Source organism: Cognatishimia activa (genome assembly GCF_017798205.1).
GTDB lineage: Bacteria > Pseudomonadota > Alphaproteobacteria > Rhodobacterales > Rhodobacteraceae > Cognatishimia > Cognatishimia activa_A.
This window is the reverse complement of the sequence record NZ_CP060010.1, coordinates 1,660,456-1,683,891: the sequence shown is the minus strand read 5'-3', so window position 1 is coordinate 1,683,891 and position 23,436 is coordinate 1,660,456. Positions and strand designations below refer to the sequence as shown.

The following is a 23,436-nucleotide window of genomic DNA, read 5'->3' as shown; positions in this document are numbered from 1 at the left end:
CTCATCTATCCTTGTTGATGTTGAACCACTCTGAGGGATCAACAGGGGTCTTGCCATCTCTGACTTCTATATAGAGCGTTTCTGTGCGGTCCTGACCAGAGCCCTCACCAGACTGTGACAGAATGGCATCGATTTTCGGATCATTTCCGCCCATCAACCCAAGCGGTGCGCCGGTGGGGATGACTTCGCCGACCTCGCCAAAAACGGCACCAAGGCCCGCGAAGACAAAAAGCAGGCCGGGTTGGGGTTCCAGCACCATGACATTGTCTAAATCCAGAAGCGGACCGCGATAGCGGATGGTGGCAGCAACAGGGCTTGAGACCAGCGTATTTGCGCGGGTGGCCAGCGTAATGCCGGGGCGGGTGACGCCGCTGGCGTCTGTCTCGTCGGGGTACAGCAGAATCTCGGCCTCAAGGGGCAGGTCTAGCTTGCCGCGGCGGTGGGAGATGTCTGGCAGCGGCGCGAGGCCTTCGGGTTCGGGCGACATATCCGTGAGGCCGCTGGCGAAACCTTCGAGGGTTTCGGTGGCAGCGATGAGGAGAGCGGTTTGCACCGGGTCCTCGACGAAACGTTTTGGCGGGTCGGTGCGATCCGAAATGGCTTTGGACAGAGCAGTACGGGCGGCTTGCGCGCCGTCGAGGCCTGATTGGAGGGTGTCGGCGGCACCAAGCTGCAACTCGCGCAGGATACGGACTTCTTGCAGGGCGTCACGTAGTTCTGCGGCCTCGGCATTGAGCGCGGGCATCACATCAGCCAGCATCATACCGGCGCGAGCAGTACCTGTCGGGCCTTGCGGGTGCAGAAAGAGCGTCGGGCTGTTGTTGTTGCCCAGCGTCTGCAGAACGCCGATCAAACGCGCGATTTCAGCCTCTTGCTGCACCAATTGTGCCTCGAGGCGCTGTTGACGGATCACCGCGCGGCGCAGGCCCTCGCGGAGAGCGGCCAAGCCATCCTCATAGGATTGCACGACCTGCGTAAGCGCTTTGATCCGGTTGCGAGAGCTTTCTGCCTGTTGCAAAGCCACGGCCGCTTCTTCCAGATCCCGCGCTGCGTCACGTGCCTCGCTGGCCGCATCGCTTTGGGCAATGGCCGCAGAGGCTGTGAGAGACAGCGAAAGAAGAAGCGCGGTCAGTTTCATCGCTGAATAAGGCTCTCTCCGGTCATTTCCTCAGGCTGAGGCAGGCCCATCAGGTCAAGCAGGCTTGGCGCGAGGTCGGCGAGGCGTCCGGCTTTCAGCGTCGCGCCTTCGGGGCCATTGACCAGAATGACAGGCACGAGGTTGGTGGTATGCGCGGTGTGCGGGCCTTTGGAGACAGGGTCGATCATGACTTCGCAATTGCCGTGATCTGCGGTCACGATCATGGTGCCGCCTGCTTTGATGAGCGCCTCTTGGACCGCTTTCAGGCCTGTGTCGACAGCGGTACATGCGGCCATTGCAGCCTTCAGGTCTCCGGTATGGCCGACCATATCTGGGTTTGCGTAGTTGGTGACGATCAGGTCGTAGCCTGCTTCGATTGCACCTACGAACTTCTCGGTCACTTCGGCCGAAGACATTTCGGGTTGCAAGTCATAGGTCGCGACTTTGGGCGACTTTGGCATATAACGATCTTCGCCCTCAGACGGGGTTTCTTCGCCGCCATTCAGAAAGAAGGTCACATGCGGGTATTTCTCGGTTTCTGCCAAGCGGAATTGGGTTTTGCCCTGTTTTGCGACCCATTCACCGAGCGTGTTGACGATCTCTTTCTTAGGATAGGCCGAGGTCATATAGGTTTTGTGGTCGTCGGAGTAGTCGACCATGCCCAACATGGTAAGGTTGGGTCGCGCGCCAACGTCGAAATCGGCAAACCCGGGCTTGCCCATCGCCGCTAGGATTTCGCGGGCACGGTCGGCGCGGAAGTTCAGACAGAAAATGCCGTCGCCGTCTTTTGCGCCAGCATAGTCACCCAAAACTGTGGCCTGGATAAATTCGTCGCTTTCGTCGCGGCCATAGGCTTCGCTGATGGCGGTTTCGATCGTGGCCGCCGAGAGGCCCTGGCCGTGGATCATGGCGTCATAGGCTTTGGACACGCGTTCCCAACGATTGTCGCGATCCATTGCAAAATAGCGGCCCGTGAGTGTGCCAATCCGCGCGACTTCGGGCAGACCGCCATCTAGCGCAGAGAGGTAACTTTCTATCGATTGCGGAGCCACGTCGCGGCCGTCGGCAATCGCGTGCAGCACGACGGGCACGCCTTGATCCGTCAGTGCTTTGATCGCGGCGAGGATATGGGTGATGTGGCCGTGAACGCCTCCGTCAGAGATCAGGCCCAAGAGATGTGCCGTGCCGCCGGTGGCTTTCAGCTGGGCTGCAAAATCAAGGATCGCTTGGTTTTCAAAGAATGAGCCATCCTCAATCGCAAGATCGATTTGACCCAGATCCATCGCGACAACGCGACCTGCGCCGATATTCGTATGCCCGACTTCGGAGTTGCCCATCTGACCGCTCGGCAGGCCCACATCAGGCCCATGGGTAATCAAGGTCGCGGACGGGCAGCTTGCCATCATCGCGTCCATCGTGGGCGTGTTGGCCAATAGAGGGGCATTGCCCTCTTTGCTGTCGCTGAGGCCCCAGCCATCCAGAATGCAGAGAACAACGGGTTTGGGGGCAGTCATTGGATAGGCTCCTCAGCTTGGAATAATCAGGGTCTTACCCTGTCACGCCGATGGTTTGAACCGTTATTTCCCTTGGTGTGCGAGCAATCGATTTCTTTGAAAGAAATCGGCGTCCGAAACTTTCAAAGTTTCCGGCACGTCGTCAGAATTCAACTACGGCCTTCACGCAGCCAGCCACCGACAACCAAGGCCGTAATGATCAACAAAACCAGCCAGGCGGGCATCAAAGACATGCGCGCAACGCTTTGCACCTCATAGGCCTCGCGCGGCACGAGCCCGATCCAGTTTCGACCACTCGCCGGACGACCCAGACGCACATTGCGAATACCCGGGACGCCGTCTTCCAACCGATGCACGCCACCGCGTAGCTGATCCACAGCGGGTTGCACAATGGCAGAGGTCGCGATCACCTGAGCAAACTCGCGGGGGGCCGCAGGTCCAAGCCCGATGACAGCCTCCTGATCTCCGTTGCGCAAGCGATAGAGGCCGATTTCAGAGCCTTCAAAACGCGCTTCAAACCGTCCGGGTTCTTGTTCCGTCAGCGCCAACAACTTTGTTTCGCCCGAGGGGGTGATCACCTCGACCTCGCCGACAGTGTCCTGCAGCGACCGCCTTATAATACGCATGCTCTGGCCATTGGCCTGCGCAGACAGGGATTCCTCTTCAAGCTCGGGCTCGCCCATCATCCAATGCGCCAAGCGCCGCAAAAGTTCGAGCTGAGGCCCGCCGCCGTCATACCCACGCGCCCAGAGCCACGCCTGATCCGACGCCAAAAGCGCGATACGCCCCTCTCCCTTGCGGTCCAAAACCAACAGGGGGCGGTCTCCGGCGCCTGTCATCACGACATGCCCGCTTTCTGGTGCAACATCGACGAGGCGCAACCATTCACCCCAGCCGCCCGCATTGGGCAATCCCGCCGTCACCGGATGGCGCGCGCCAACGTCGCTGATAAGCGGCACATAGGGCTCTTCGACCACCAGCGCTGTCGGTCCTGCGGGTAAAATCCGCGCCAAAGGCGAGCGATAAATACTGTCTGCAGAGGCAAAATCCGGCCCCGCTGCCACAAGAACCGCACCGCCCTCTTCCACATAGCGCACGACATTGTCCAAATAGGCCGAGGGCAAGATCCCGCGCCGCTTATAGCGATCAAAGATGATAAGATCGAAATCTTCGATTTTTTGCAGGAACAACTCTCTGGTCGGAAAGGCGATCAGGGACAGTTCGTCCACAGGCACGCCATCCTGTTTTGAAGGAGGTCTCAGGATCGTGAAATGCACCAGATCAACCGAGCTGTCTGATTTCAACAGATTGCGCCAGGTACGCCCGCCGGGATGAGGCTCCCCGCTGACCAACAGAACACGCAGCCGGTCCCGCACGCCGTTCATCTGGATCAATGCGGTATTGTTACGATCCGTCAGTTCATTCTCGGCACTCGGTACCGTGAATTGGATCACATTGCGCCCGCCATGCGCTAGGGTCAAAGGCACGTCGATGTCTTCGCCGATCGGAATGGTGAAATCCAAGGGAGGCGCGCCGTCAACCGAGATCTGCAGTGGCGCAAAGTCTGCAACTGGCGCCGCGCCGCTATCCTCTACGCGCAAGGTCAGAGTGATCGGCTCTCCCAAAATGCCAAAGGCTGGCGCGTTTCGAACAATGATGCGGCGATCCCAGTCCGATGCCTCTCCGGTTTGAAAAACATGTAGGGGCGCTGGCAAGGTCGGTGCGGCGTCCATGTCATGAACAACCCCGTCTGACACTGCGATGATGCCCGCAACGCGGCCGGCGGGCTCTTTTGCAAGCGCCTGAGAGATCGCGCCCATCAGTTCTGTGCCAGCATCACCGTCGCCGTCACCCAGTTTGATCCTTCGAATTTCCGTGTTGCGACGTGCTGCAAGCCGCTGTTCTAACACCGCCAAAGCCTCTGCGGTTTGCCCCCCACGATCTCCTAGCGACTGGCTCGCCGTGGCATCTTCCACGAGTAGAACGACATCAGACAAAGGCGCCCGGTCCTCGCGGTGCAGAACCGGACCGGACAAAGCCACCAATATCACCAATGCGCCCAGCCCACGTAGCAACCAGCCCGAAAGACCCCGCCATGCGGCAAAGCCCGTCGTCAGCGCTAAGATCGCGGCCAAGATATAGAGGATTTGCCAGGAAATCAGCGGCTCAAACAGGACGGAATTGCTCATTGGCCCAACCGATCCAGCAGAGCAGGCACGTGGACCTGATCGGACTTATAGTTACCAGTCAGCACATGCATGATGAGGTTTACTCCGAAGCGGTAGGCAATCTCGCGCTGTCGCTCGCCTTGCAGGCCACGCCCGACGGGGTTGAGAAAGACGCCAAACTCATTTGTCGCCCAGGCCGAGGCCCAATCATTGCCGCCGATCACCACCGGTGTCACACCATCGTTCAAGTTGCGAAACGGCATGCCCTCGACTTGCGCGGCATCTGCCGGGGCCGCTTCGACCCAGACTTCGCGGCTGGCGTAGCGACCCGGAAAATCCTGCAAAAGATAGAAAGTGCGCGTCAGGACATGGTCCTTGGGCACGACCTCTAGCTGAGGAATGTCCAAAGGCTGCGCCAAGGCCTGCAATTTGCGCCCGTTCGGGCTGCCGGATCCAAGCCGCGCGACGTCGGCGTCGCGGGTGTCAAAGAGGATCATGCCGCCGGATCGCAGATACTGGTTCAACTTGGCATAGGCCTCGCCCGATGGCAGGGGCTGATCGGGGCTGATCGGCCAATATAGGAATGGAAAGAAAGCAAGCTCTGATGTTTCCAGATCGACCGCTTCGGGCGGAACAGGCTCGATGGATGTGCGGCTGAACAAGACGTTGCTAAGCCCATAAAGTCCCGCGTATGACATGTCGTCGATGCGCTGATCTCCGGTCACCACATAGCCCAACGCAATCTCATCCGTGAGGCGCGGAGCCTCTTGAGCCCCAAGGTCCGTCGATGTCGCACCAAGAAGCGCCAGCGCAGCGAGCGCCGAGGGGGCCGCGCGCAGGCCGGACAAACGGCCAGACAACATCAGAGACAAGACCGTATCAATCGCCAATAACGCCAAAGCGGCCATCAGGAACCACGAGGTTAGATCGCGGGTCACATCCTGTTCAAGCCCTTCGATTGTGACAGAGGCAGGCCATTCGAATGCCTTAAGGCCGTCACCAGCCGCAAAGACATTGCGTGCAAAGACCTCTTCGCCATTTTGATAAAGACCGGGCAGCACATCCGGCCCAAGGGCCTCTTGCGAAATCACCTCTCCGGCAATCCCTGACAAGGTCTTGGCGTCAGACAGACGCCCAAGCCCATCCATCACCTGCAACGGCTGCCAGATCGTGCCGTCCATCACATCCGCCGCACTGCCGCTTTTGGCCGACAGGACCGCCAGTCGATCAAGCATCTGCACAAAGAGACCCGACAGTGGCAGCCCCGACCACTCTGCATTGGCCGAGACGTGAAACAGCACCACCTGACCTTGCCCAACCGCTTTGCGCGTCACCAAAGGTGTACCGTCCGAGAGTTCTGCCAATACGCGATCCGCAAGGCTGGGATCGGGTTGCGCAACCACTTGCGCTGTGACGCGTACATCCTCTGGCAAAGGCAGGCCAAAGAACGGGCTGTCTTCGGTAAAGGGCGCGAGGGTTTTTGGCTCGCCCCAGCTCATGGCGCCACCAACACTGCGTCCGCCTGCACGCAAGCGCACGGGCATCAGCGGGTGCTCCTCAGACCGGCTCAGATCGCTGGCCGCCATCTGAGGCCCTGCAAACCGCAGCAGCAAGCCGCCCTCTTGCGTCCATTCGATCAGAGCCTCTTCCTCGGCAGGCGCAAGCGTCGCAATATCGGCCAGAATTATGACGTCTGGATTGGCGGGGATAACAACAGGAATTGCGGCCTCAATCAGCTCGGTTGTCTCGACCAAGGCCTGCCGCAGATAGTGGCTGGGCGAGAGCAATTCCAAACCCTCACGGTCGTCGCGGGTCGAGATGATCGCAACCTCGCGCCGCTTTAGCGCATCATCCGTCAAGTAAACCGCACCTGCAGACCGCAGCCCTTCGATTGCAAATTGCGTGATCCGTCCGCGCAATTCCGACGGCAGGGAAAAACTTACATCCGTCTGTAGATCCGCGCCATCAAATCGCAGAGCCGCGCGAGCCAGAGTACGGTCGACTCCGTTGGGATCCAGACCTTTCACCTCTATCTGACGCTCAACAGAGGCCACAGGCGCAGACCGGCGCACGGTTGCCGTCAGAATGCCGTCATCAAAGCCAACCGACTGAATCGCCAAGACAGGTTCAGAGCTTTGGACTACTCGCAACTGCCCTGCCGCCTGCAAGGCCGTGCGCAGCCGGTCACGGCCCTCAAACTCCAGCCCATCCGAGAACCAAACACTATCAAAGGCACGGCCTTCAATCTCTGCCAAGACGGCCTGAACGTCTGCGTCATCGGGCAGCCAAGCGAGGGGCGCGGCGTCAGGAATGCGCCGCACCAAGGCTCCGGCTGGCAAAAATCCCACAGCTTGGGGATCTGTGAGGCGCAGCAAAGCGGCGTCTCGTCCAGATCGGTCAGCCTCCCTGAGCGTGCTTTCCAAAAGCTCACTCTGCTCTGCCCAAGCGGGGCCAGAGGCCCAGCCGCCGTCCAGCACAACCAACAAGGGCGCATCGCTGTCTGACCGCTCTTCGGGGTTCAAAACAGGGCCCGCCAAACCAAGGATCAGCGCCGCAATCAAAAGCATGCGCAGCAGCAAGAGCCACCACGGCGTGCGATCCATAACGCTTTCGTCGTCTTGTAGTCCCAACAGCAAGGCCACGCCTGGAAACCGCCGCCGGATCGGTGCCGGGGGCACGGCCCGCAACAAAATCCACAGAACCGGCAGCGCGACAAAGGCGGACAAAAGCCAGGGCGTGGTGAAGGCGAGCGGCAGACCGAACATCAGCGTTCCCCTTCCATGGCGCGATAGAGCCACAACAGCGCTTGCTGCACGGGGGCGTCGGTCAGATGCGTCGCGAATTGCCAACCCGTGACTTTGGCGAGGTGTTCGAGAGTTTCACGCCGTTCGGAAAGGCGCTCAAGATACCGGTCGCGCAGGTCGTTCGCCTTTCTCGTTTCGTGTTCCAACGTCGCGCCCATGCTTTCAAAGATGGCGCGCCCTTGAAAAGGAAATGCTTCTTCGGTCGGGTCCAGAATTTGCAGCAAAACGCCCCGCACACCGCGATCTGCGGCTTTGGCGAGCGCTTGCTGCACAGCCGCGATGTCCCCCATGAAATCCGACACAAACAAAGCGCGCGTCCGTGGGATCATCGCGCGCGCTTCGGGCGTGCCATAGTCGCCCTCGCCCTGCGCCAAAAGCGCCTCACAGAGGCGCCAGATCTGACCATCCCCTCGACGGGGTGGCAGATCTGTTCCCGCCAGCCCCACACGTTCTCCGGCACGGATCAGCAGGATCGACAGGGCCAGAGCCAAGACCTGAGCCCGGTCCGATTTCGGCGCAAGATCTTTGCTTGATGTATAGGACATAGAGGCCGACCCATCGACCCACAGGCTCACCGATTGGGCAATCTGCCATTCCTTTTGCCGCACAAACTGCGCATCAGATTTGGCCGAGCGCCGCCAGTCGATCATGCGAAAACTGTCGCCGTCCTGCAGTGGGCGATACTGCCAGAAATCATCTCCTGATCCAGAACGCCGCCGCCCATGGTCCCCCAGCAAAACGGTATTCGCCAGATGCTCTGCCCGCGCCAAGAGCGGCGGCAGTTTGGCAGCCGCAGCTTCGGCGCGCCGTCTGAGCTGGGGCTGTGAACTCACGCAGCCGCCTCTTTCCGGTCTGCGGTTTCAACCACGCTTTGGATCACATTGGTGATGTCTTCACCGCGCGCGCGGGCCGCGAAGGTTAGCGCCATGCGGTGTTTCAGAACCGGCCCTGCGAGGGCCATCACGTCCTCTGCCGACGGCGCAAGGCGACCATCCAACAAGGCCCAGGCCCGTGCCATCATCATAAAGGCCTGCGCCGCCCGAGGCCCCGGCCCCCAGGCCACAACATCGCGGATATGGGCGCTGCTGCTGTCATCGTCCGGACGGCAGGCGCGCACCACATCAAGGATCAACTCCATCACGCTTTCACCCACCGGCATCTGCCGCAAGAGGGTCTGTGCGGCGATCAATTCTTCACCCGAAAATACCGCCTCGGCCTCAGCCTCTTCGGCCCCTGTGGTCGCCAAAAGGATATCGCGTTCGGTGTCTCGGTCGGGATAAGGCACGTCGATCTGTACGAGGAAGCGGTCAAGCTGTGCTTCTGGCAGCGGATAGGTGCCCTCTTGTTCAATCGGGTTTTGCGTCGCGAGCACGTGGAAGGGCGCGTCCAGGGCGCGATCTTCGCCCGCGACCGTCACTTTGCGCTCCTGCATCGCCTGCAACAACGCCGATTGCGTCCTGGGACTTGCGCGGTTGATCTCATCCGCCATCAAAAGCTGGCAAAAGATCGGACCCGGCACGAATTTAAACGCTTTGGAGCCGTCCTTGCCGGTCTCAAGCACTTCGGACCCCAGAATATCCGCGGGCATCAAATCCGGCGTGAACTGCACGCGATTGCCATTCAGCCCCATCACGGTGGACAGCGTGTCCACCAATCGTGTTTTACCCAAGCCCGGCAAGCCGATCAGCAAGGCATGGCCGCCACAAAGCAAAGAGGCCAGGGCGAGATCAACGACCTTCTCTTGTCCGATGAAACGCCGCGAGATGATGGATTTCGCCTGCCCGAGCCTTTCGCCCAGCGCCTCGATGTCGCGCAGCATTTCCTTGGGGTCGGACATGACAAGTCTCCTGAAAAACAGTTATCTACCTGAAAGTGTATCGCGCGCAGCGCAAATGGCAAAAAGAATGACGTCACAAATGAGTGTAAATCTGTCTAAAGGCGGGCTGGAGCAGGCGCAAAAGGCTGCAAACGGCAAAGACTTGCCACCGGTGCATCTGTGGAACCCGCCGTTTTGCGGCGATCTTGATATGCAGATCAAACGGGACGGAACTTGGATCCACGAAGGCCGTCCGATCAATCGGCCGGAAATGGTCCGGATGTTCTCTTCGATTCTGAAGAAGGAGGGCGCGGATTACTTTCTGGTGACCCCTGTTGAGAAAGTCGGGATCACCGTTGAGGATGCCCCGTTTGTCGCCCTAGACATCGATGCGTCCGAGGACGGCAGAACGCAGTCTCTGCGTTTCACAACCCATGTCGGAGACGTGGTATTAGCGGACGAAGGCCATCCGATCCGCTTCACTAGCGATCCGGTAACGCAGGAGCCATCCGTCTATGTCATGGTGCGCGCAGGTCTTGAAGCGCGCCTGGACCGCAAGACATTCTACCGTTTGATAGACTTGGGCCACGAACAGAAGGTCGACGCGACGGTGATGTTTGGGATCACGTCAATGGGCGCCTTTTTTCCCATGATGCCTGCAGAGCACCTTAGTCAGGACTGAACCACGCGCCCGCGGCGGCGCAATTGGGCCACGACCACACCAAGGATCACAATCGAGGCTCCGATTGCGGCTGGCCAATCCCAGGAGGCCCCGAGAAACAGCATCAGGATCATGACATAGAACGGTGTCGCATTGATATGGAACGAGGCAAGCGCGACGCCGATCTGGCCGACAGCCGCCACCCACAACAGCTGTGAAATCGCGAGGCCTGCGAGGGCGTAAATCACAAGCCAGACGATCTCGGTCGAGCCGATCTGATGTCGTGGGATCACATCGAGACCATAGGCAATCATGCCAATATAAATCGCAGCCGTCACAATCAGCCCGCCCACTAGGGGCAAGACTGCATGGCCAAGCGGCGTAACTTCGGGGAAATTGCGAACCGCCAGATAACTCCCAACCGCAAAAAGGACCACAGATCCCAGCATTGCCAATGCGCCCCACCCCAGCGAGACCGCTTCAATCTGCCCGGTGGCCACGATCGCACCAACAACAGAAAGCGCCAGGCCCAGAACGAAAGTGATGCGCAACTTGCGTTCTCCGGTAATCACTTCGAGCAATGTGCTTACAATCGGCAGGGTCGAGGCCAGAATGGCCGCCGTAATCGCAGAGGTCAGATCTTGGGACACCAGCAGCAGATATGGCGCGATGCCAAAGGTCGGGCCTCCGATCAGAATGCCGCGCAGCCACGGGGCGCTACGCACCTTTTGCCAGCCCTCGATCATGATCCAAATCGGGATCAGAAAAAGGACCGAAAGCACGAAACGAAACAGGGTCAGCGCCATTGGGTCCCAGGATTTGAGTAGGAGGTCAGCGGCCGGAAATGCCATCGACCAGATCAGCATCGAGGACAGCCCCAAGGCGTTCCCGCGCAGCATCAGTGCGGGGCTCAATTCATAGTGATGATGTGCAACGGCCATGCGAATCTCCCAAATCGCAACGCGCCGAGTGTCGTTCTAATTCGCGAGGCCGTCTGTTCCATTTTCGACCAGGAGTCGTTTTCAGGCCGCGGATCCTTTGAAAGGATCCGACGTCGATTTCTTTTAAAGAAATCGGGATGTTCTAATGTGCTTCGGCCCAGTTGTCGCCGATGCCGGCGTCTACGACCAACGGCACATCGAGTTTGATCGCTGGTTCTGCTGCGCCCTGCATGATGTCACGCGCGACCTTGATCGTCTCATCCACCGCGTCCTCGGACACCTCAAAAATCAATTCATCGTGGACCTGTAAAAGCATCTTGGCCGGCAAATCTTTGATCGCCTCAGGCATGCGCACCATGGCGCGGCGAATGATATCCGCCGCCGTCCCTTGGATCGGCGCGTTGATGGCCGCGCGTTGTGCAAATCCGGCATGCGGACCCTTGGCATTGATCTGCGGCATATGGATTTTGCGCCCAAAGAGCGTTTGCACATAGAGGTTCTCTTTCGCGAAGGCCTTGGTGTCGTCCATATAGGTGCGGATGCCCGGGAAGCGTTCGAAATAACGGTTGATAAAGTCCTGTGCCTCACCCCGCGGGATCCGCAGATTGCGCGCCAGACCAAAGGCCGAGATCCCGTAGATGACGCCAAAGTTGATCGCCTTGGCCTGACGGCGCACGTCAGGGGTCATCTGATCCAGCGGCACGTCAAACATCTCGGAGGCGGTCATTGCGTGGATGTCATGACCATCGCGGAAGGCCTGTTTCAGGGTATCGATACCCGCAATATGCGCGAGGATGCGCAGTTCGATCTGGCTGTAGTCTAGGCTGATCAGCTTATTGCCCTCTGCGGCCACGAACGCTTCGCGGATGCGGCGGCCTTCCTCGGTGCGCACGGGGATGTTTTGCAGGTTCGGATCGTTGGACGAGAAGCGGCCCGTGTTCGCGCCGATCTGAGAGTAAGACGTGTGCACGCGGCCCGTATCCGGGTCGATATGATCCTGCAACGCGTCCGTGTAGGTGGATTTCAGCTTTTGTAGCTGGCGATAGTCCAAAACACGCGCGGGGAAATCATGCGTGGCCGCGAGGTCTTCGAGCACATCGGCTGGGGTGGACCATTGACCGGTTTTGGTTTTCTTGCCGCCCTCAAGCGCCATGTCTTCAAAGAGGATCTGCCCGACTTGCGCGGGGCTTTGTACGTTGAACGGTTTGCCCGCCATCTCATGCAGCTCGGCCTCAAATCCCGCCATTTTTTGAGCGAAGGAATTGGACATGCGGCTGAGGGTATCCCGGTCGACAAGCACGCCGTGCATCTCCATTTCAGACAGCACCGAAACCAATGGGCGTTCGAGGGTTTCGTAAACCGTCGTGACTTGTTTTTGATGCAGTTGCGGCTTGAATTTCTGCCAAAGGCGCAGAGTGATGTCGGCGTCCTCTGCCGCATATTTCACAGCGTCCTCAAGCGGCACCTTGTCAAAGGTGATCGCGGATTTCCCTGTGCCCAAAAGCGTCTTGATCGAAATCGGATTGTGGCTGAGGTAGCGTTCGCTCAGCACATCCATCCCGTGGTTATGCTCGCCTGCATTCATCGCGTAAGACATCAGCATCGTGTCATCGACCGGTGCAACCGAGACGCCATAGCGTTTGAAGATCTTGCAATCGTATTTGGCGTTCTGGAAGATCTTGATGATCGCCGGGTCCTCTAACATCGGCTTCAGGATATCGAGCGCCTCGTTCAGACCCATCTGCCCCTCGGCCAGATCATCGCTGCCAAAGAGATCATCGCTCGCGCCTTTTTTGTGGGTGAGCGGGATGTAGCAGGCCTCACCCACCTCGACACAGAGCGAGATCCCAACCAGATCCACCTGCATTTCGTTAAGGCCAGTGGTTTCGGTATCCACCGCGATCCAGCCCCGCTTGTGGGCTTTGGCGACCCATTCGTTCAAGGCGGCAGCATCGGACACGCAGGTATAGCTCTCGACATCAAACGGCAGCTCATCCGGCGCTGCCGCTTCCGTTTTCGCAGGCGCGGCTTCGGCGATGACTGGAGCCTCGACGCCCAGCTGTTCGGCAATGCGCTTGGTTAGGGTGCGGAACTCCATGTCAGCGAGGAAATGCATCAGAGTTTCTGGGTCTGGATCCTGTACTTCAAGGCTTTCCAGACTGAAATCCAGCTCCATCTCGCAATCAAGTTGCACGAGCTGGCGCGACAGTTCGATCTGGGCCCGATTGTCGATCAGGGTCTGACGACGTTTGGGCTGTTTGATTTCTTCGGCACGATCCAAGAGGCTGGTGAGATCGCCGTATTCATTGATCAGAAGGGCTGCGGTTTTCACGCCAATTCCGGGCGCGCCGGGCACGTTGTCGACGCTGTCACCGGCCAGGGCCTGTACATCCACGACACGGTCCGGGCCAACTCCGAATTTCTCGACCACGCCGTCGCTGTCGATGCGTTTGTTCTTCATCGCGTCGAGCATTTCGACCCCATCGCCGACAAGCTGCATGAGGTCTTTGTCGCTGCTGATGATGGTACAGCGCCCGCCCGCATCGCGTGCCTGACAGGCGAGAGTCGCGATGATGTCGTCGGCCTCAAAGCCTTCGATCTCTTTGCAGGCGATGTTGAAGGCACGCGTGGCGTCGCGGGTCAGCGGGAACTGAGGACGCAGATCCTCAGGCGCGGGCGGACGGTTGGCTTTATATTGATCATAGAGGTCATTGCGGAAGCTCTTGCCGGAGTGGTCAAAGATCACGGCCACATGGGTTGGGGCATCCGGCCCAGTGTTGCCCTCAACATAGCGATGCAGCATGTTGCAGAAGCCGGCCACTGCGCCAATCGGCAGGCCATCTGATTTCCGCGTCAAAGGCGGAAGCGCGTGATAGGCGCGAAAGATAAAGGCCGAGCCGTCGATCAGATGCAGATGACATCCTTTGCCGAATTTCGCCTGTTCACCCATGTCGCGTCTCCTTGCCGTCCTCATGTCTTTTGCCACGGGGCCGCCCCCTTAGAAAGAGCCGAAATTGCGGCTCCTGCCGAAACCGGGTGTTTGAGTATTTTTGGCAAGATGAAGACGGCGGCTCTGTACAGTAGCGACCTTGGAGTTAGAGTGCGATCTGGGCATTGCGAATAGGAGAGTCTGTCATGGCGCATATCTGGCTGAGGGCAGAGCAACGGGACAACGAAAAAAGGGTCGGGCTTACCCCTGAGGGTGCGAAATCCCTGATCGCACGCGGCATGCACGTCACCGTCGAAGAGAGCCCGACGCGGGTCATTCCATTGGAGCCCTATATGCAAGCAGGCTGTGACGTGGCCGATTTTGCCTCTTGGCCGTCGGCCCCATCTGATGCTGTGATCTTTGGCCTCAAGGAGTTGCCTGAGGACGGTACACCCTTGACCCATAAACATATTCTTTTTGGCCATGCCTATAAGGGTCAGGCCTCGGGTCGCATTCTACTGGAGCGGTTTAGGGCAGGCGGTGGCACACTCTTCGATCTGGAAAGCCTTGTAGATGAGACAGGGCGGCGCGTGGCAGCCTTTGGCTATTGGGCTGGCTATGCTGGCGCAGCTGTCAGCGTGATGGCATGGATAAGCCAACAGACCGGCGATATTTGCGGGCCAGTTTCGGCCTATGAAAACAAAGATACCTTGCTGGCAGACCTGAACGCGCGATTGGCAGATATCGGTGATACGCGGCCCAACTCAATCGTGATTGGTGCCAAAGGGCGTGTTGGCAGTGGGGCCAGTGATCTGCTTGCGGCGCTCGGGTGTAATGTCACGCCCTGGGACATTGAAGAGACCGCCCACGGCGGCCCATTCCCCGAAATTCTGGCGCATGATATTTTTGTAAATTCGATCTTCGCCCGAGAGGGGACGCCGGTTTTCGTACCGCATGATGCTTTGACAGCCCAGAGGCAACTGAGCGTCATTGGAGATGTGGCCTGCGATCCTGACAGTGCTTTCAATCCAATACCGATCTACGACCGAGCCACCTCTTGGAGCGCACCGGTTTTGCGCGTCGCGCAAGCACCTGTCCTGGACGTTATGGCCATCGACAATCTGCCATCGCTTTTGCCTCTTGAAAGTTCTGAGGACTATGCCGCACAGCTACTGCCAACCTTGCAAACTGTGGGTGATTTGAGCGGGCCTGTCTGGACCCGCGCCTTGGCGGAATTTCAAAAGCACATCACGATGCTTTAGGGTTTCCCAAAGGTCTAGCTCGTTCCAATTCCAGCCAAGAGAGCAATAGAGTGATCCAAACCGCCCCACTTCCTTCTGCACAGCTTCGGCACATTGTGTCGGAAGTTGAGCCTTGGACTGTGGATGGACATTGGTCGGTGCTGTTCGGAGGTCGAACCAACACGACATGGCAAGTGGCTGGTGAAGATCAGTGTCTGGTTCTGAAGCTCTATCGCGCGGCAAGCGGCAATCCGCTTTTTCCCAACGATGCCCAGGCCGAAAGTTTGATGCTGCGGCATCTCGCAGGTCTTGGGATCGCACCGGAATTGGTCACCGAGTTCGATGCACCCGAGGGATATTGTACGCTTTATCACGCAATTCCGGGGGATCCTTGGCGTGAGAACGTCGCTGAAGTCGCCGACATGATGCGGAAACTTCATGCGCAGCCCGTGCCTTCTGGGCTCAGGCGGATCCCAAACGGGAGTGCCGAGATCCTGGAGCATGCGGATCACATCCTCAGCCGGTGTCACCAACACATCGAGCTCTCTGAATTACGGCCCCTTTTGGATGTGCCCCCGACAGATGAAACCGTTTTGCTTCATTGCGACATGGTGCCCGGGAATTTGATCACGAATGAAGCAGGCCTGCATTTGATCGACTGGCAATGCCCCGGCGTTGGAGACCCTTGCGAGGACATGGCGATCTTTGTGTCTCCGGCGATGCAGGGGCTCTATCGTGGCTCGGCCTTGAGCGCAGAGGAACTGGATGGGTTTCTCGCCTGTATACCGCAGCATGAAGCGCGCTATCGATCACTCGCGCCCGCCTATCACTACCGAATGGCTGCCTATTGCGCCTGGAAAGTCGAACAAGGCACGCCGGACTATGCAGCGGGCTACGAGGCCGAAGTCGCTGCGTTGAAGGGATGAGCGCGGGTGAAACCTTAGCGCATGCCCTTCAACAGATTGAACGACGCATAGCCGTCTGGCACAAATCCCCGCCCGAGCTGATAGGACCGCACCGCGTCAATCGTAATGGGACCGATCAGGCCATCGACTTTCAGGTCTCCGTGTCCGCGTTGATTTAACCGACGTTGCAGCTCTTTGCGCTCATCAAAGGTCAGGGCTCGGTCGCCATAAGGCCAGCCAGATTTAAACGCCCCCCCGCCAGTGATGCGATCGCTGAGGTGACCGACGCCAATCACATAGGCATCCGCGGTGTTGTATTTCTCAATGGCTGCGAAATTGTCAAAGACCAAAAGAGCCACGCCTTGATGTCCTCCGGGTAGAAGAACAGCGGCCTCTCCGAAATTGCGCACGGGCTTTCCGTCCAGCCCGACAACCCCCAAACGCGCCCATTCGCTTGGCGCTTTGGTGATTTTGCGATTGGCAAGCTTGTAGTCAAACGACGTCGGCAGCTTGACCTCTACACCCCAAGGCTGGCCTTTGGTCCAGCCCGAGCGTCTCAAATAGGCTGCCGTCGACGCCAAAGCATCAGAAGGGTCATCTGACCAGATATCGCGGCGACCGTCTCCGGTAAAATCAACGGCAAAGGACTGAAAGGACGTCGGGATAAACTGGGTATGCCCCATCGCGCCGGCCCAGCTGCCTTTCATGTTGGCGGGGCTGGTGTGGCCATCCTGAAGGATCTCCAAAGCGGCCAAAAGCTGCGCTTCAAAAAATTTACCTCGGCGGCCATCAAAGGCCAGAGTCGCAAGCGCTTCGATCACGGGGATATCACCTTTGAATGTCCCGTAGGCGCTTTCAAGGCCCCAAACCGCGACAACGACTTCTTTCTCGACGCCATATTTGCGTTCAATCGCATCCAGCTTTTGGCGATGATCCCGCAGAGCCGCTTTGCCGTTCTTGATCCGCGTTTCAGAGGCGGCGCTGTCCAGATATTCCCAAACGGTCTTGGTGAACTCGTTCTGATTGCGGTCCTTATCGATGACATAGGCGTTATACGTCACGCCTTTGAAGGCACGATCCAAAGTCGCTTGCGAAATCCCGTTCCGCTTGGCACGATTCTTGAAACGTTTGATCCACCCCTGAAACCGCACTTCGCTGATCTGTTTTGTGTCACCAGCCGAAATGCGTTGGAGGCCTGGACGAACCACGGGTCGTTTGGAGCTTGGCAAGAATGAGGCCGAAGCGAGTTTGACTTCTGAGATGTCCACACGCGCCACGGGGCGCAGTGAGCTGGTGGGTGCCTCGGCCAAAGCCGGATTCCCCATAAACGCGGCCAATCCCGCCAAACCAAAAAACAACTTACGCATTGCTCGCCTCATTCAGTTTCACCTGAGACTTATTGCAGCCAGACTACCCCGAATATGCGAAAGTAGAAAGAATTCTATCGGTTGGACCTAATGCTCGGCATCCTGTTGCCGCAGAATTTCCATGTATTCCCGCAACATACGTACCCGGTTTGGACGGAAAGATGCGTCCAAGACTTCGAGATCCTGCATGCGATCCAGGCGAAACACCCTGTAATCTTTGCGCAAATGGCACCATGCAAAAAGGCAAGAACTCATTTGCATGTAGACGATACTCAGCGGATCCACCTCTCGGCGAGTTTTTGCGCCTTCGGCATCGCTATAAGAGAAATGAATGCGCCGTTCATCCCAAACAGCCTTGCGAAGAACGCTGGCGTCGATTCCCGGCTCAGGTGGGCGTTCCCAACGCTGCGCCGTCAAAACCGCATGCTGCAGGCGATTGGCCTGAGCCGATGGCAGGCGTGCTTTCAACTTTGCCAAAGCGGCATTTGCGGCTTGAGCCAGCGCCGGGTCTCCGACAACCATGACCTCTCTCAATCCCAGAACCAAGGCTTCCAGCTCTTCGGGTTCAAACCCTAGCGGCGGCAACGCTGCGTCTTCTATTAGCGTATAGCCAAAACCCGCCTCGCCGTCGATCACGGCGCCAAGCCCGCGCAGACTGTCGATATCGCGATAGATGGTCCGGATCGAGACACCCATCTCATCCGCCAACCCCTGTGCGGTGGCGGGGCTGGGCAGGCTACGCAAGGCTTGCATCAATTGAAAGAGGCGCGTGGTACGGGACATAGGGCGTTGATACTGCGCCACCCTGACAGTTTTTGGCAAGAGCCTCGCGCGGTGCGCTTAATCCAAACCTTTGGATTGAGTATTTTTAGCAAGATGAAAGGGCGTGGTTTCATCTTGCCCAAATACTCTGGGGGAATTGGCCAAAGGCCAAGGGGGCAAAGCCCCTAGCTGCGGCGCTTCCGAGACACCTTACGTGCTGTCTTGGCGGCTCGTTTCTTGTGAGACGAGGCTTTGCGCTTCACAGGTCGCCCTCGCCCGCGCTTGGAACCTTGGCTTGGTTTCTTGCCGTCGATTTCCAACAAGTCGAGCACCACACCACCGGTCACAGGGGCAGCCTCCGCCAGTCGCACCACGACTCGCTGGCCAAGGTGAATGACCTGCCCAGTGTCCGAGCCCACCAGCGTATTGCTGCCTTTGTCGAAATTGAAATATTCGCGGCCAAGTTCTCGCATCGGGACAAGGCCATCAGCGCCAGTTTCATCCAGCCGAACAAAGACCCCAAACTTGGCAATACCCGCAATCTTGCCGGTGAATTCATTGCCCAACCGCTCGCTCAGATAGGCTGCGAGGTAACGATCCGTCGTATCGCGCTCCGCCAGCATCGAGCGGCGTTCGGTCTCAGAAATATGACTCGCGGTCTTTTCCAGATTTTCAATGTCTTGTGGCGACAAACCATCCTCGCCCCATCCATGCGACCCAACCAGAGCACGGTGCACAATCAGGTCGGCATAGCGGCGAATGGGCGAAGTGAAATGTGCATAGGACTGCAGCGACAGGCCAAAATGCCCGAAGTTCTGTGGCGAATAATAAGCCTGCGTCATGGAGCGCAGCGTCGACATATTGATGAGTTCGGCCTCATCAGAGCCAGCAGCCTCGTTCAATAGCCGATTAAGGTGCGCCGTCTTCAGCACCTGTCCTTTGGCCAAGTTGAACCCAGAGGCCCGCGCCACCTCGCGCAGACTGTCGAGTTTCTCAGGCGCAGGCTCTTCGTGAACACGGAACAGCTGCGGTGCGCCTTTCGCGATCAGGGTCTCGGCGGCCGCAACATTGGCGAGGATCATGAATTCCTCGATCAGGCGGTGGGCATCTAGTCGATCTCGGAAATTGATCGACGCGACCTCGCCGTCGTCCGTTAGTACGACCTTGCGCTCCGGCAGATCCAACTCGAGAGGTTGACGTTCAGCACGCGCGATTTTGGTCGCTTCATAGGCCGCATAGAGCGGCGTAATCACGTCACCCATCAAGGCGGCACAGCGTTCGTTCGGATTGCCCTCTTGCGCGGCCTGCACCTCTTCGTAATTCAGCGAGGCCACGGATTTCATCATGGCTCGCATGAACCGATGCGAGATCTTGTGGCCCTTGGCGTCGAGTTTCATCCGCACCGCCATACAGGCACGTGGCACGCCTTCGTGCAGCGAGCAGAGATCCCCCGACAGACGATCCGGCAACATGGGCACAACGCGATCCGGAAAATAGCTGGAGTTGCCGCGCTTCTTGGCCTCTCGGTCCAGTGCTGATCCGGGCGTCACATAATGCGCCACATCGGCAATCGCGACCCAGACGATGTGACCGCCCGGGTTTTTGGGATCATCATCGGCTTCAGCCCAGCAGGCATCGTCGTGATCGCGCGCATCTGCGGGGTCGATGGTGACCAGAGGCATCTCGCGCAAGTCCGTGCGATCTCCGAGGCCTGCGGGCTTAGCCGCATCCGCCTCGGCAATGACCTCATCCGGGAAGTCATCGGGAATGCCATGTTGATGGATCGCAATCAGCGACACCGCTTTGGGTGCAGTGGGATCTCCGAGCCGGTTCACGATCCGCGCGCGGGGCAAGCCCATACGGGATTTGGGTCCGGCTTGTTCGGCCTCAACCAATTCACCATCTTTGGCGCCATTCACAGCGCCCTCGGGCACTTGCCACTGTTTGTCGTCGCCCTTGTCGATAGGCAGGATCCGTCCGCCTTCTGACGTTTTGCGGAAGACGCCCAAAACCCGCCTCGGGTTCGTACCGATGCGCCGAATGAGGCGGCCTTCATAGGCGTGATCTTCGCCCGAAACCTCAGTTAGCCGCGCCAGCAGGCGATCCCCCGGCCCCAACGCTGGATCGCTGGGTTTCAGCATCATCAGAATGCGCGGCTCTGCCCCCTCGCCCTGCCATTCCATCGGGCGGGCAAAGAGATCACCGTCGCTGTCGACTTCGGAAACCTGCAGCACGCTCACAGGCGGCAGTTTGTCGGGATCGCGATAGGTTTTATTGCGCTTTTGCAGATGGCCCTCGGCCTCAAGCTCTCGCAACAGACGTTTCAGGTCGATCCGCGCAGCGCCTTTGATGCCAAAGGCTTTGGCGATGTCACGTTTGCTGGTGAGGGTCGGATTGTCAGAGATCCACTCAAGGACCTCTTCTTTTGTCGGCATCTGCATATCTGCCGCCTATCACGGCAGGATTGGGGCGTCACCGAGAAAGTGACTTGAGATCGGCCAAGGTGTCCACGTCCCGCAGCGTTGCCACATGAGCAATCGACAGGCCTTTCATGGTGGTGGCACTGTCCGCCAAGGCCGTGTCCGTCGACCAGCGCACGCCTTCAAATAGACACGGTGGTACAGGACGCTGGCGTTTCATGCCGACGAGCCAATAACCACCGTCAGGAGCAGGTCCAAAAACCGCATCATGATTGCCCAGCGCCTTAAAGGCCTCGCCCACCCGCGCGCGTGTGATGCCCGGAATATCCGCGCCGATGATGCAAACAGGCCCATTCGGCATGGTGCGAAATACGCGTGCCATGCGATCGCCCAGATTGCCAGATCCTTGCGGTACCCGCGGTAAATGTTCGGGCCAGACACGGCTTTTCAACCCTTCCACATCGGGCGCAACCGCCAGGACGGTTTGCCAACGCGGATCCTCGATCCGTCGCAACAAACCCGCGACCTGATGGCGGAACCACCAGGCAGAGGATGTCAGCCCAATATCGCGACCCAAACGGGTTTTGACGCGTCCGGGATGCGGTTCTTTGACCATGACAACGAGTGTCGGCGTCATATCAGTCTCTCCATATCGCGATGTGGAATGCCTGCGTCCATATAGGTTGGCCCAAAGGCGACAAAGCCCAGACGTTCATAAAATCCAATGGCATGCTCTTGAGACCCAAGCATGGCGCACGTGACATCCGGCACAGTACTCAGATAGGCCAAAGCCGAGCGCACGAGACTTGCGCCACAGCCCGTACCCCGTGCAGATTGCACCACACAGATACGCCCGATTTTACCCGTATCGCCTTTGATCAAAATCCGAAGGGTGCCAACGGGCGCTCCATCAATGCTGGCTAGAAAATGCACGGCCTCGGGGTCGAGCCCGTCTTGCTCTTCTTCCAAGGACACATTCTGCTCGATCACAAAGACCTCGTGGCGCAAGGCCAAGCAGGTCTTTAGATCCGTGCTGCGCTCGATCAGCAAACTCACGCAAAATAATCCTTGAGGATCCGGCTATAGATGGATTTGAGCTGATGAATTTGCGCAACGGGCACGTTTTCGTCGACCTGGTGCATTGTTTTGCCCACCAGGCCAAACTCGACCACGGGGCAATGCGCCTTGATAAAACGCGCATCCGACGTGCCGCCTGTTGTCGAAAGCTCGGGCACAATGCCCGTTTCAGCTTCGACAGCTTTGCTGACCAGCTCCGATAATTCGCCCGGAGGGGTAATAAAGCTCTCACCAGAAACCTTGACCGCCATTTCGATCAGAATACCGGTTTCATCGGTCACCTGCTGCACAAGCTCTTGCATCCAATTGGTCAGGCTTTCCCCAGTGTGCGCGTCGTTAAAGCGAATGTTGACGGCCGACGAACATTCCGCCGGTATCACATTGGTAGCCTCATTGCCGGTGTCCATGGTCACGACGGTCACTGTGGAGGCGTCAAAATGCTCGGTCCCTTCATCCAGTTGGTGCGAGGCCATCAGATCCATCAATTTTGCCATCGCGGGCAGCGGATTGCGCGCGCGATGCGGATAGGCGGAATGCCCCTGCTTGCCATGGAAAGTGAACCATGCCGTCATCGAGCCGCGACGGCCGATTTTGATCATATCGCCCATGGTCTCAGGGCAGGTTGGCTCCCCGACAAGACAGACGGACATCTTCTCGCCCGCCTCAGCCATATGATCCAGAATAGCTGTTGTCCCATGCAAGGCAGGGCCTTCTTCGTCGCCTGTCACTGTGATGAGAATCGCACCATCCGGCGGCGTGTCTTGCACCAGATCAATTGCAGCCGCCACAAAGGCCGCGACACCGGACTTCATATCCGTCGCGCCACGCCCGTACATGATGCCGTCTTTGATTTCGGCGCCAAAAGGATCGACCGTCCAAGCGGCCTCATCCCCCACAGGCACCACATCTGTATGGCCGTTGAACCCAAAGGTCTTTGCGTGCCCTTTGGCACCCCAACGCGCCACCAGATTGCTCACCTCACCACGGTCGGCACGCGATACATCGAAACCCGCCTGGGTCAGCATATCTCCGAGCAAAACCAAGGCCCCGCCCTCTTCGGGTGTCACTGACGGGCAGCGGATAAGATCTGCTGTAAGCTGGGCTGGATCAATCTGTGTCATGCGAGACCTCATGTGCTTTGGCCATTGGGTAACGCGCTTTGACCAAAAGGGCAAACAGACCGTTCGCACTTTCTCTTGCCAAAAATATCCCGGGGTGAGGGGGAAGGATTGTCAGATCCTGCACCCGAGGGGCAGCGCCCCTAGTGCTCGACCTCGTCCGAAGTGCTTTCTTCGCCATTAAAGAACGGCGTCATCTGGGCCACCACCACAGAATTTTCATCCAAAGCGCGCTGCATCAACGCACGCTCGTCATCGTGGATCTCATGCCCCTGCGCCTCGCGCTCGGCCAATGTGCCATAGCCGGTCACATCCAAAGGAGCCAGATCGGCTTGCTTGAGGATCGCAACGGTTTCACGCACCGCCTCAGCCTCATCCACGCCGGAGGCATAGATCATCAAGGCGCCTCCAGTCGCTCCCTCCGGCAGCCCGTCGCCATCCTTGCGACCGACCTGAACCAAAAGCGTGAACGCCTGCTGACGAGAGGGTTTTTTACGTGGCTTATCCATGGGTCTGCTTTGTGCGCGGTGCGCGCAAATGTCAAGCGACCCGGAAACGGGCTTGCGCTTGTATGT

The 23,436-nt window shown here is 58.5% G+C and carries 18 protein-coding genes; 3 read left to right on the top strand and 15 right to left on the bottom strand.

What is annotated here, in order from left to right; all coding sequences use genetic code 11:
• Window position 1: 1 nt before the first annotated feature.
• The 6 genes from HZ995_RS08135 to HZ995_RS08110 all read right to left on the bottom strand — a co-directional run bounded on the left by HZ995_RS08135 (window position 2) and on the right by HZ995_RS08110 (window position 9,461).
• Window positions 2–1,138 (bottom strand): murein hydrolase activator EnvC family protein, encoded by a 1,137-nt coding sequence (locus HZ995_RS08135; protein ID WP_209355181.1) that lies wholly within the window; start codon window positions 1,136–1,138, stop codon window positions 2–4.
• Window positions 1,135–2,652, bottom strand: a complete 1,518-nt coding sequence (gene gpmI, locus HZ995_RS08130) for a 2,3-bisphosphoglycerate-independent phosphoglycerate mutase (protein WP_209355180.1) — start codon at window positions 2,650–2,652, stop codon at window positions 1,135–1,137. The genes HZ995_RS08135 and gpmI overlap by 4 nt, the downstream gene beginning before the upstream one ends.
• A gap of 149 nt (window positions 2,653–2,801) precedes the next feature.
• Entirely contained in the window at window positions 2,802–4,841 is a 2,040-nt protein-coding gene (locus tag HZ995_RS08125) for a hypothetical protein (RefSeq protein WP_209355179.1), read from the bottom strand.
• Window positions 4,838–7,585, bottom strand: a complete 2,748-nt coding sequence (locus HZ995_RS08120; protein WP_209355178.1) for a DUF4159 domain-containing protein — start codon at window positions 7,583–7,585, stop codon at window positions 4,838–4,840. Before HZ995_RS08120 ends, HZ995_RS08125 begins: the two co-directional genes overlap by 4 nt.
• Window positions 7,585–8,457, bottom strand: coding sequence for a DUF58 domain-containing protein (locus tag HZ995_RS08115; protein ID WP_209355177.1), 873 nt, complete (start codon window positions 8,455–8,457; stop codon window positions 7,585–7,587). The genes HZ995_RS08120 and HZ995_RS08115 overlap by 1 nt, the downstream gene beginning before the upstream one ends.
• Window positions 8,454–9,461: an AAA family ATPase gene (locus HZ995_RS08110; RefSeq protein WP_209355176.1), complete on the bottom strand. Its 1,008-nt coding sequence runs from the start codon at window positions 9,459–9,461 to the stop codon at window positions 8,454–8,456. The genes HZ995_RS08115 and HZ995_RS08110 overlap by 4 nt, the downstream gene beginning before the upstream one ends.
• A 79-nt stretch (window positions 9,462–9,540) precedes the next feature.
• On the opposite strand from HZ995_RS08110, the gene HZ995_RS08105 reads away from it, so the two are divergent.
• The gene (locus tag HZ995_RS08105) at window positions 9,541–10,122 is read left to right on the top strand and encodes a DUF1285 domain-containing protein (protein WP_245168624.1); all 582 of its coding nucleotides are present in this window, start codon (window positions 9,541–9,543) and stop codon (window positions 10,120–10,122) included.
• Here HZ995_RS08105 and HZ995_RS08100 read toward each other — a convergent pair.
• Together HZ995_RS08100 and polA are read right to left on the bottom strand one after the other, a co-directional pair.
• Entirely contained in the window at window positions 10,113–11,042 is a 930-nt protein-coding gene (locus tag HZ995_RS08100; RefSeq protein ID WP_209355174.1) for a DMT family transporter, read from the bottom strand. The genes HZ995_RS08105 and HZ995_RS08100 overlap by 10 nt on opposite strands.
• Before the next feature lie 142 nt (window positions 11,043–11,184).
• On the bottom strand, window positions 11,185–13,992 hold the full coding sequence (gene polA, locus HZ995_RS08095) for a DNA polymerase I (RefSeq protein ID WP_209355173.1): 2,808 nt from the start codon (window positions 13,990–13,992) through the stop codon (window positions 11,185–11,187).
• A 185-nt stretch (window positions 13,993–14,177) separates the two neighbouring features.
• Between polA and HZ995_RS08090 the strand changes: the two genes are divergently transcribed.
• Together HZ995_RS08090 and HZ995_RS08085 are read left to right on the top strand one after the other, a co-directional pair.
• The gene (locus HZ995_RS08090; RefSeq protein ID WP_209355172.1) at window positions 14,178–15,233 is read left to right on the top strand and encodes a saccharopine dehydrogenase; all 1,056 of its coding nucleotides are present in this window, start codon (window positions 14,178–14,180) and stop codon (window positions 15,231–15,233) included.
• Between the two features lie 50 nt (window positions 15,234–15,283).
• Window positions 15,284–16,138 (top strand): phosphotransferase, encoded by an 855-nt coding sequence (locus HZ995_RS08085; protein ID WP_209355171.1) that lies wholly within the window; start codon window positions 15,284–15,286, stop codon window positions 16,136–16,138.
• A gap of 14 nt (window positions 16,139–16,152) precedes the next feature.
• On the opposite strand, the gene HZ995_RS08080 is transcribed toward HZ995_RS08085, so the two are convergent.
• From HZ995_RS08080 to HZ995_RS08050, 7 genes are all read right to left on the bottom strand, one after another.
• Window positions 16,153–17,484 carry a lytic murein transglycosylase gene (locus tag HZ995_RS08080; protein ID WP_245168623.1) on the bottom strand — a complete coding sequence of 444 codons (1,332 nt, stop codon included), beginning with the start codon at window positions 17,482–17,484 and terminating at the stop codon, window positions 16,153–16,155.
• Between the two features lie 87 nt (window positions 17,485–17,571).
• Window positions 17,572–18,267 carry a helix-turn-helix transcriptional regulator gene (locus tag HZ995_RS08075; RefSeq protein WP_209355169.1) on the bottom strand — a complete coding sequence of 232 codons (696 nt, stop codon included), beginning with the start codon at window positions 18,265–18,267 and terminating at the stop codon, window positions 17,572–17,574.
• Between the two features lie 164 nt (window positions 18,268–18,431).
• A complete protein-coding gene (rnr, locus tag HZ995_RS08070) occupies window positions 18,432–20,687 on the bottom strand; it encodes a ribonuclease R (protein WP_209355168.1) in 2,256 nt (751 codons plus the stop codon).
• A 31-nt stretch (window positions 20,688–20,718) separates the two neighbouring features.
• The gene (locus HZ995_RS08065) at window positions 20,719–21,303 is read right to left on the bottom strand and encodes a TIGR04282 family arsenosugar biosynthesis glycosyltransferase (protein ID WP_209355167.1); all 585 of its coding nucleotides are present in this window, start codon (window positions 21,301–21,303) and stop codon (window positions 20,719–20,721) included.
• The gene (locus tag HZ995_RS08060; RefSeq protein ID WP_209358210.1) at window positions 21,300–21,716 is read right to left on the bottom strand and encodes a GNAT family N-acetyltransferase; all 417 of its coding nucleotides are present in this window, start codon (window positions 21,714–21,716) and stop codon (window positions 21,300–21,302) included. Before HZ995_RS08060 ends, HZ995_RS08065 begins: the two co-directional genes overlap by 4 nt.
• Before the next feature lie 2 nt (window positions 21,717–21,718).
• Window positions 21,719–22,864 carry a succinyl-diaminopimelate desuccinylase gene (dapE, locus tag HZ995_RS08055; protein WP_209355166.1) on the bottom strand — a complete coding sequence of 382 codons (1,146 nt, stop codon included), beginning with the start codon at window positions 22,862–22,864 and terminating at the stop codon, window positions 21,719–21,721.
• Window positions 22,865–23,004: 140 nt separating this feature from the next.
• The gene (locus tag HZ995_RS08050; RefSeq protein ID WP_209355165.1) at window positions 23,005–23,370 is read right to left on the bottom strand and encodes a hypothetical protein; all 366 of its coding nucleotides are present in this window, start codon (window positions 23,368–23,370) and stop codon (window positions 23,005–23,007) included.
• Between the last annotated feature and the right edge of the window lie 66 nt (window positions 23,371–23,436).

Coding starts and splice junctions, on each gene's coding strand:
- HZ995_RS08100 (WP_209355174.1), bottom strand. CDS start 11,042: ATGGCCGTTGCACATCATCACTATGAATTGAGCCCCGCACTGATGCTG.
- HZ995_RS08075 (WP_209355169.1), bottom strand. CDS start 18,267: ATGTCCCGTACCACGCGCCTCTTTCAATTGATGCAAGCCTTGCGTAGC.
- dapE (WP_209355166.1), bottom strand. CDS start 22,864: ATGACACAGATTGATCCAGCCCAGCTTACAGCAGATCTTATCCGCTGC.
- HZ995_RS08105 (WP_245168624.1), top strand. CDS start 9,541: ATGAGTGTAAATCTGTCTAAAGGCGGGCTGGAGCAGGCGCAAAAGGCT.
- HZ995_RS08135 (WP_209355181.1), bottom strand. CDS start 1,138: ATGAAACTGACCGCGCTTCTTCTTTCGCTGTCTCTCACAGCCTCTGCG.
- HZ995_RS08125 (WP_209355179.1), bottom strand. CDS start 4,841: ATGAGCAATTCCGTCCTGTTTGAGCCGCTGATTTCCTGGCAAATCCTC.
- gpmI (WP_209355180.1), bottom strand. CDS start 2,652: ATGACTGCCCCCAAACCCGTTGTTCTCTGCATTCTGGATGGCTGGGGC.
- HZ995_RS08065 (WP_209355167.1), bottom strand. CDS start 21,303: ATGACGCCGACACTCGTTGTCATGGTCAAAGAACCGCATCCCGGACGC.
- rnr (WP_209355168.1), bottom strand. CDS start 20,687: ATGCAGATGCCGACAAAAGAAGAGGTCCTTGAGTGGATCTCTGACAAT.
- HZ995_RS08110 (WP_209355176.1), bottom strand. CDS start 9,461: ATGTCCGACCCCAAGGAAATGCTGCGCGACATCGAGGCGCTGGGCGAA.
- HZ995_RS08050 (WP_209355165.1), bottom strand. CDS start 23,370: ATGGATAAGCCACGTAAAAAACCCTCTCGTCAGCAGGCGTTCACGCTT.
- HZ995_RS08120 (WP_209355178.1), bottom strand. CDS start 7,585: ATGTTCGGTCTGCCGCTCGCCTTCACCACGCCCTGGCTTTTGTCCGCC.
- HZ995_RS08080 (WP_245168623.1), bottom strand. CDS start 17,484: ATGCGTAAGTTGTTTTTTGGTTTGGCGGGATTGGCCGCGTTTATGGGG.
- HZ995_RS08090 (WP_209355172.1), top strand. CDS start 14,178: ATGGCGCATATCTGGCTGAGGGCAGAGCAACGGGACAACGAAAAAAGG.
- polA (WP_209355173.1), bottom strand. CDS start 13,992: ATGGGTGAACAGGCGAAATTCGGCAAAGGATGTCATCTGCATCTGATC.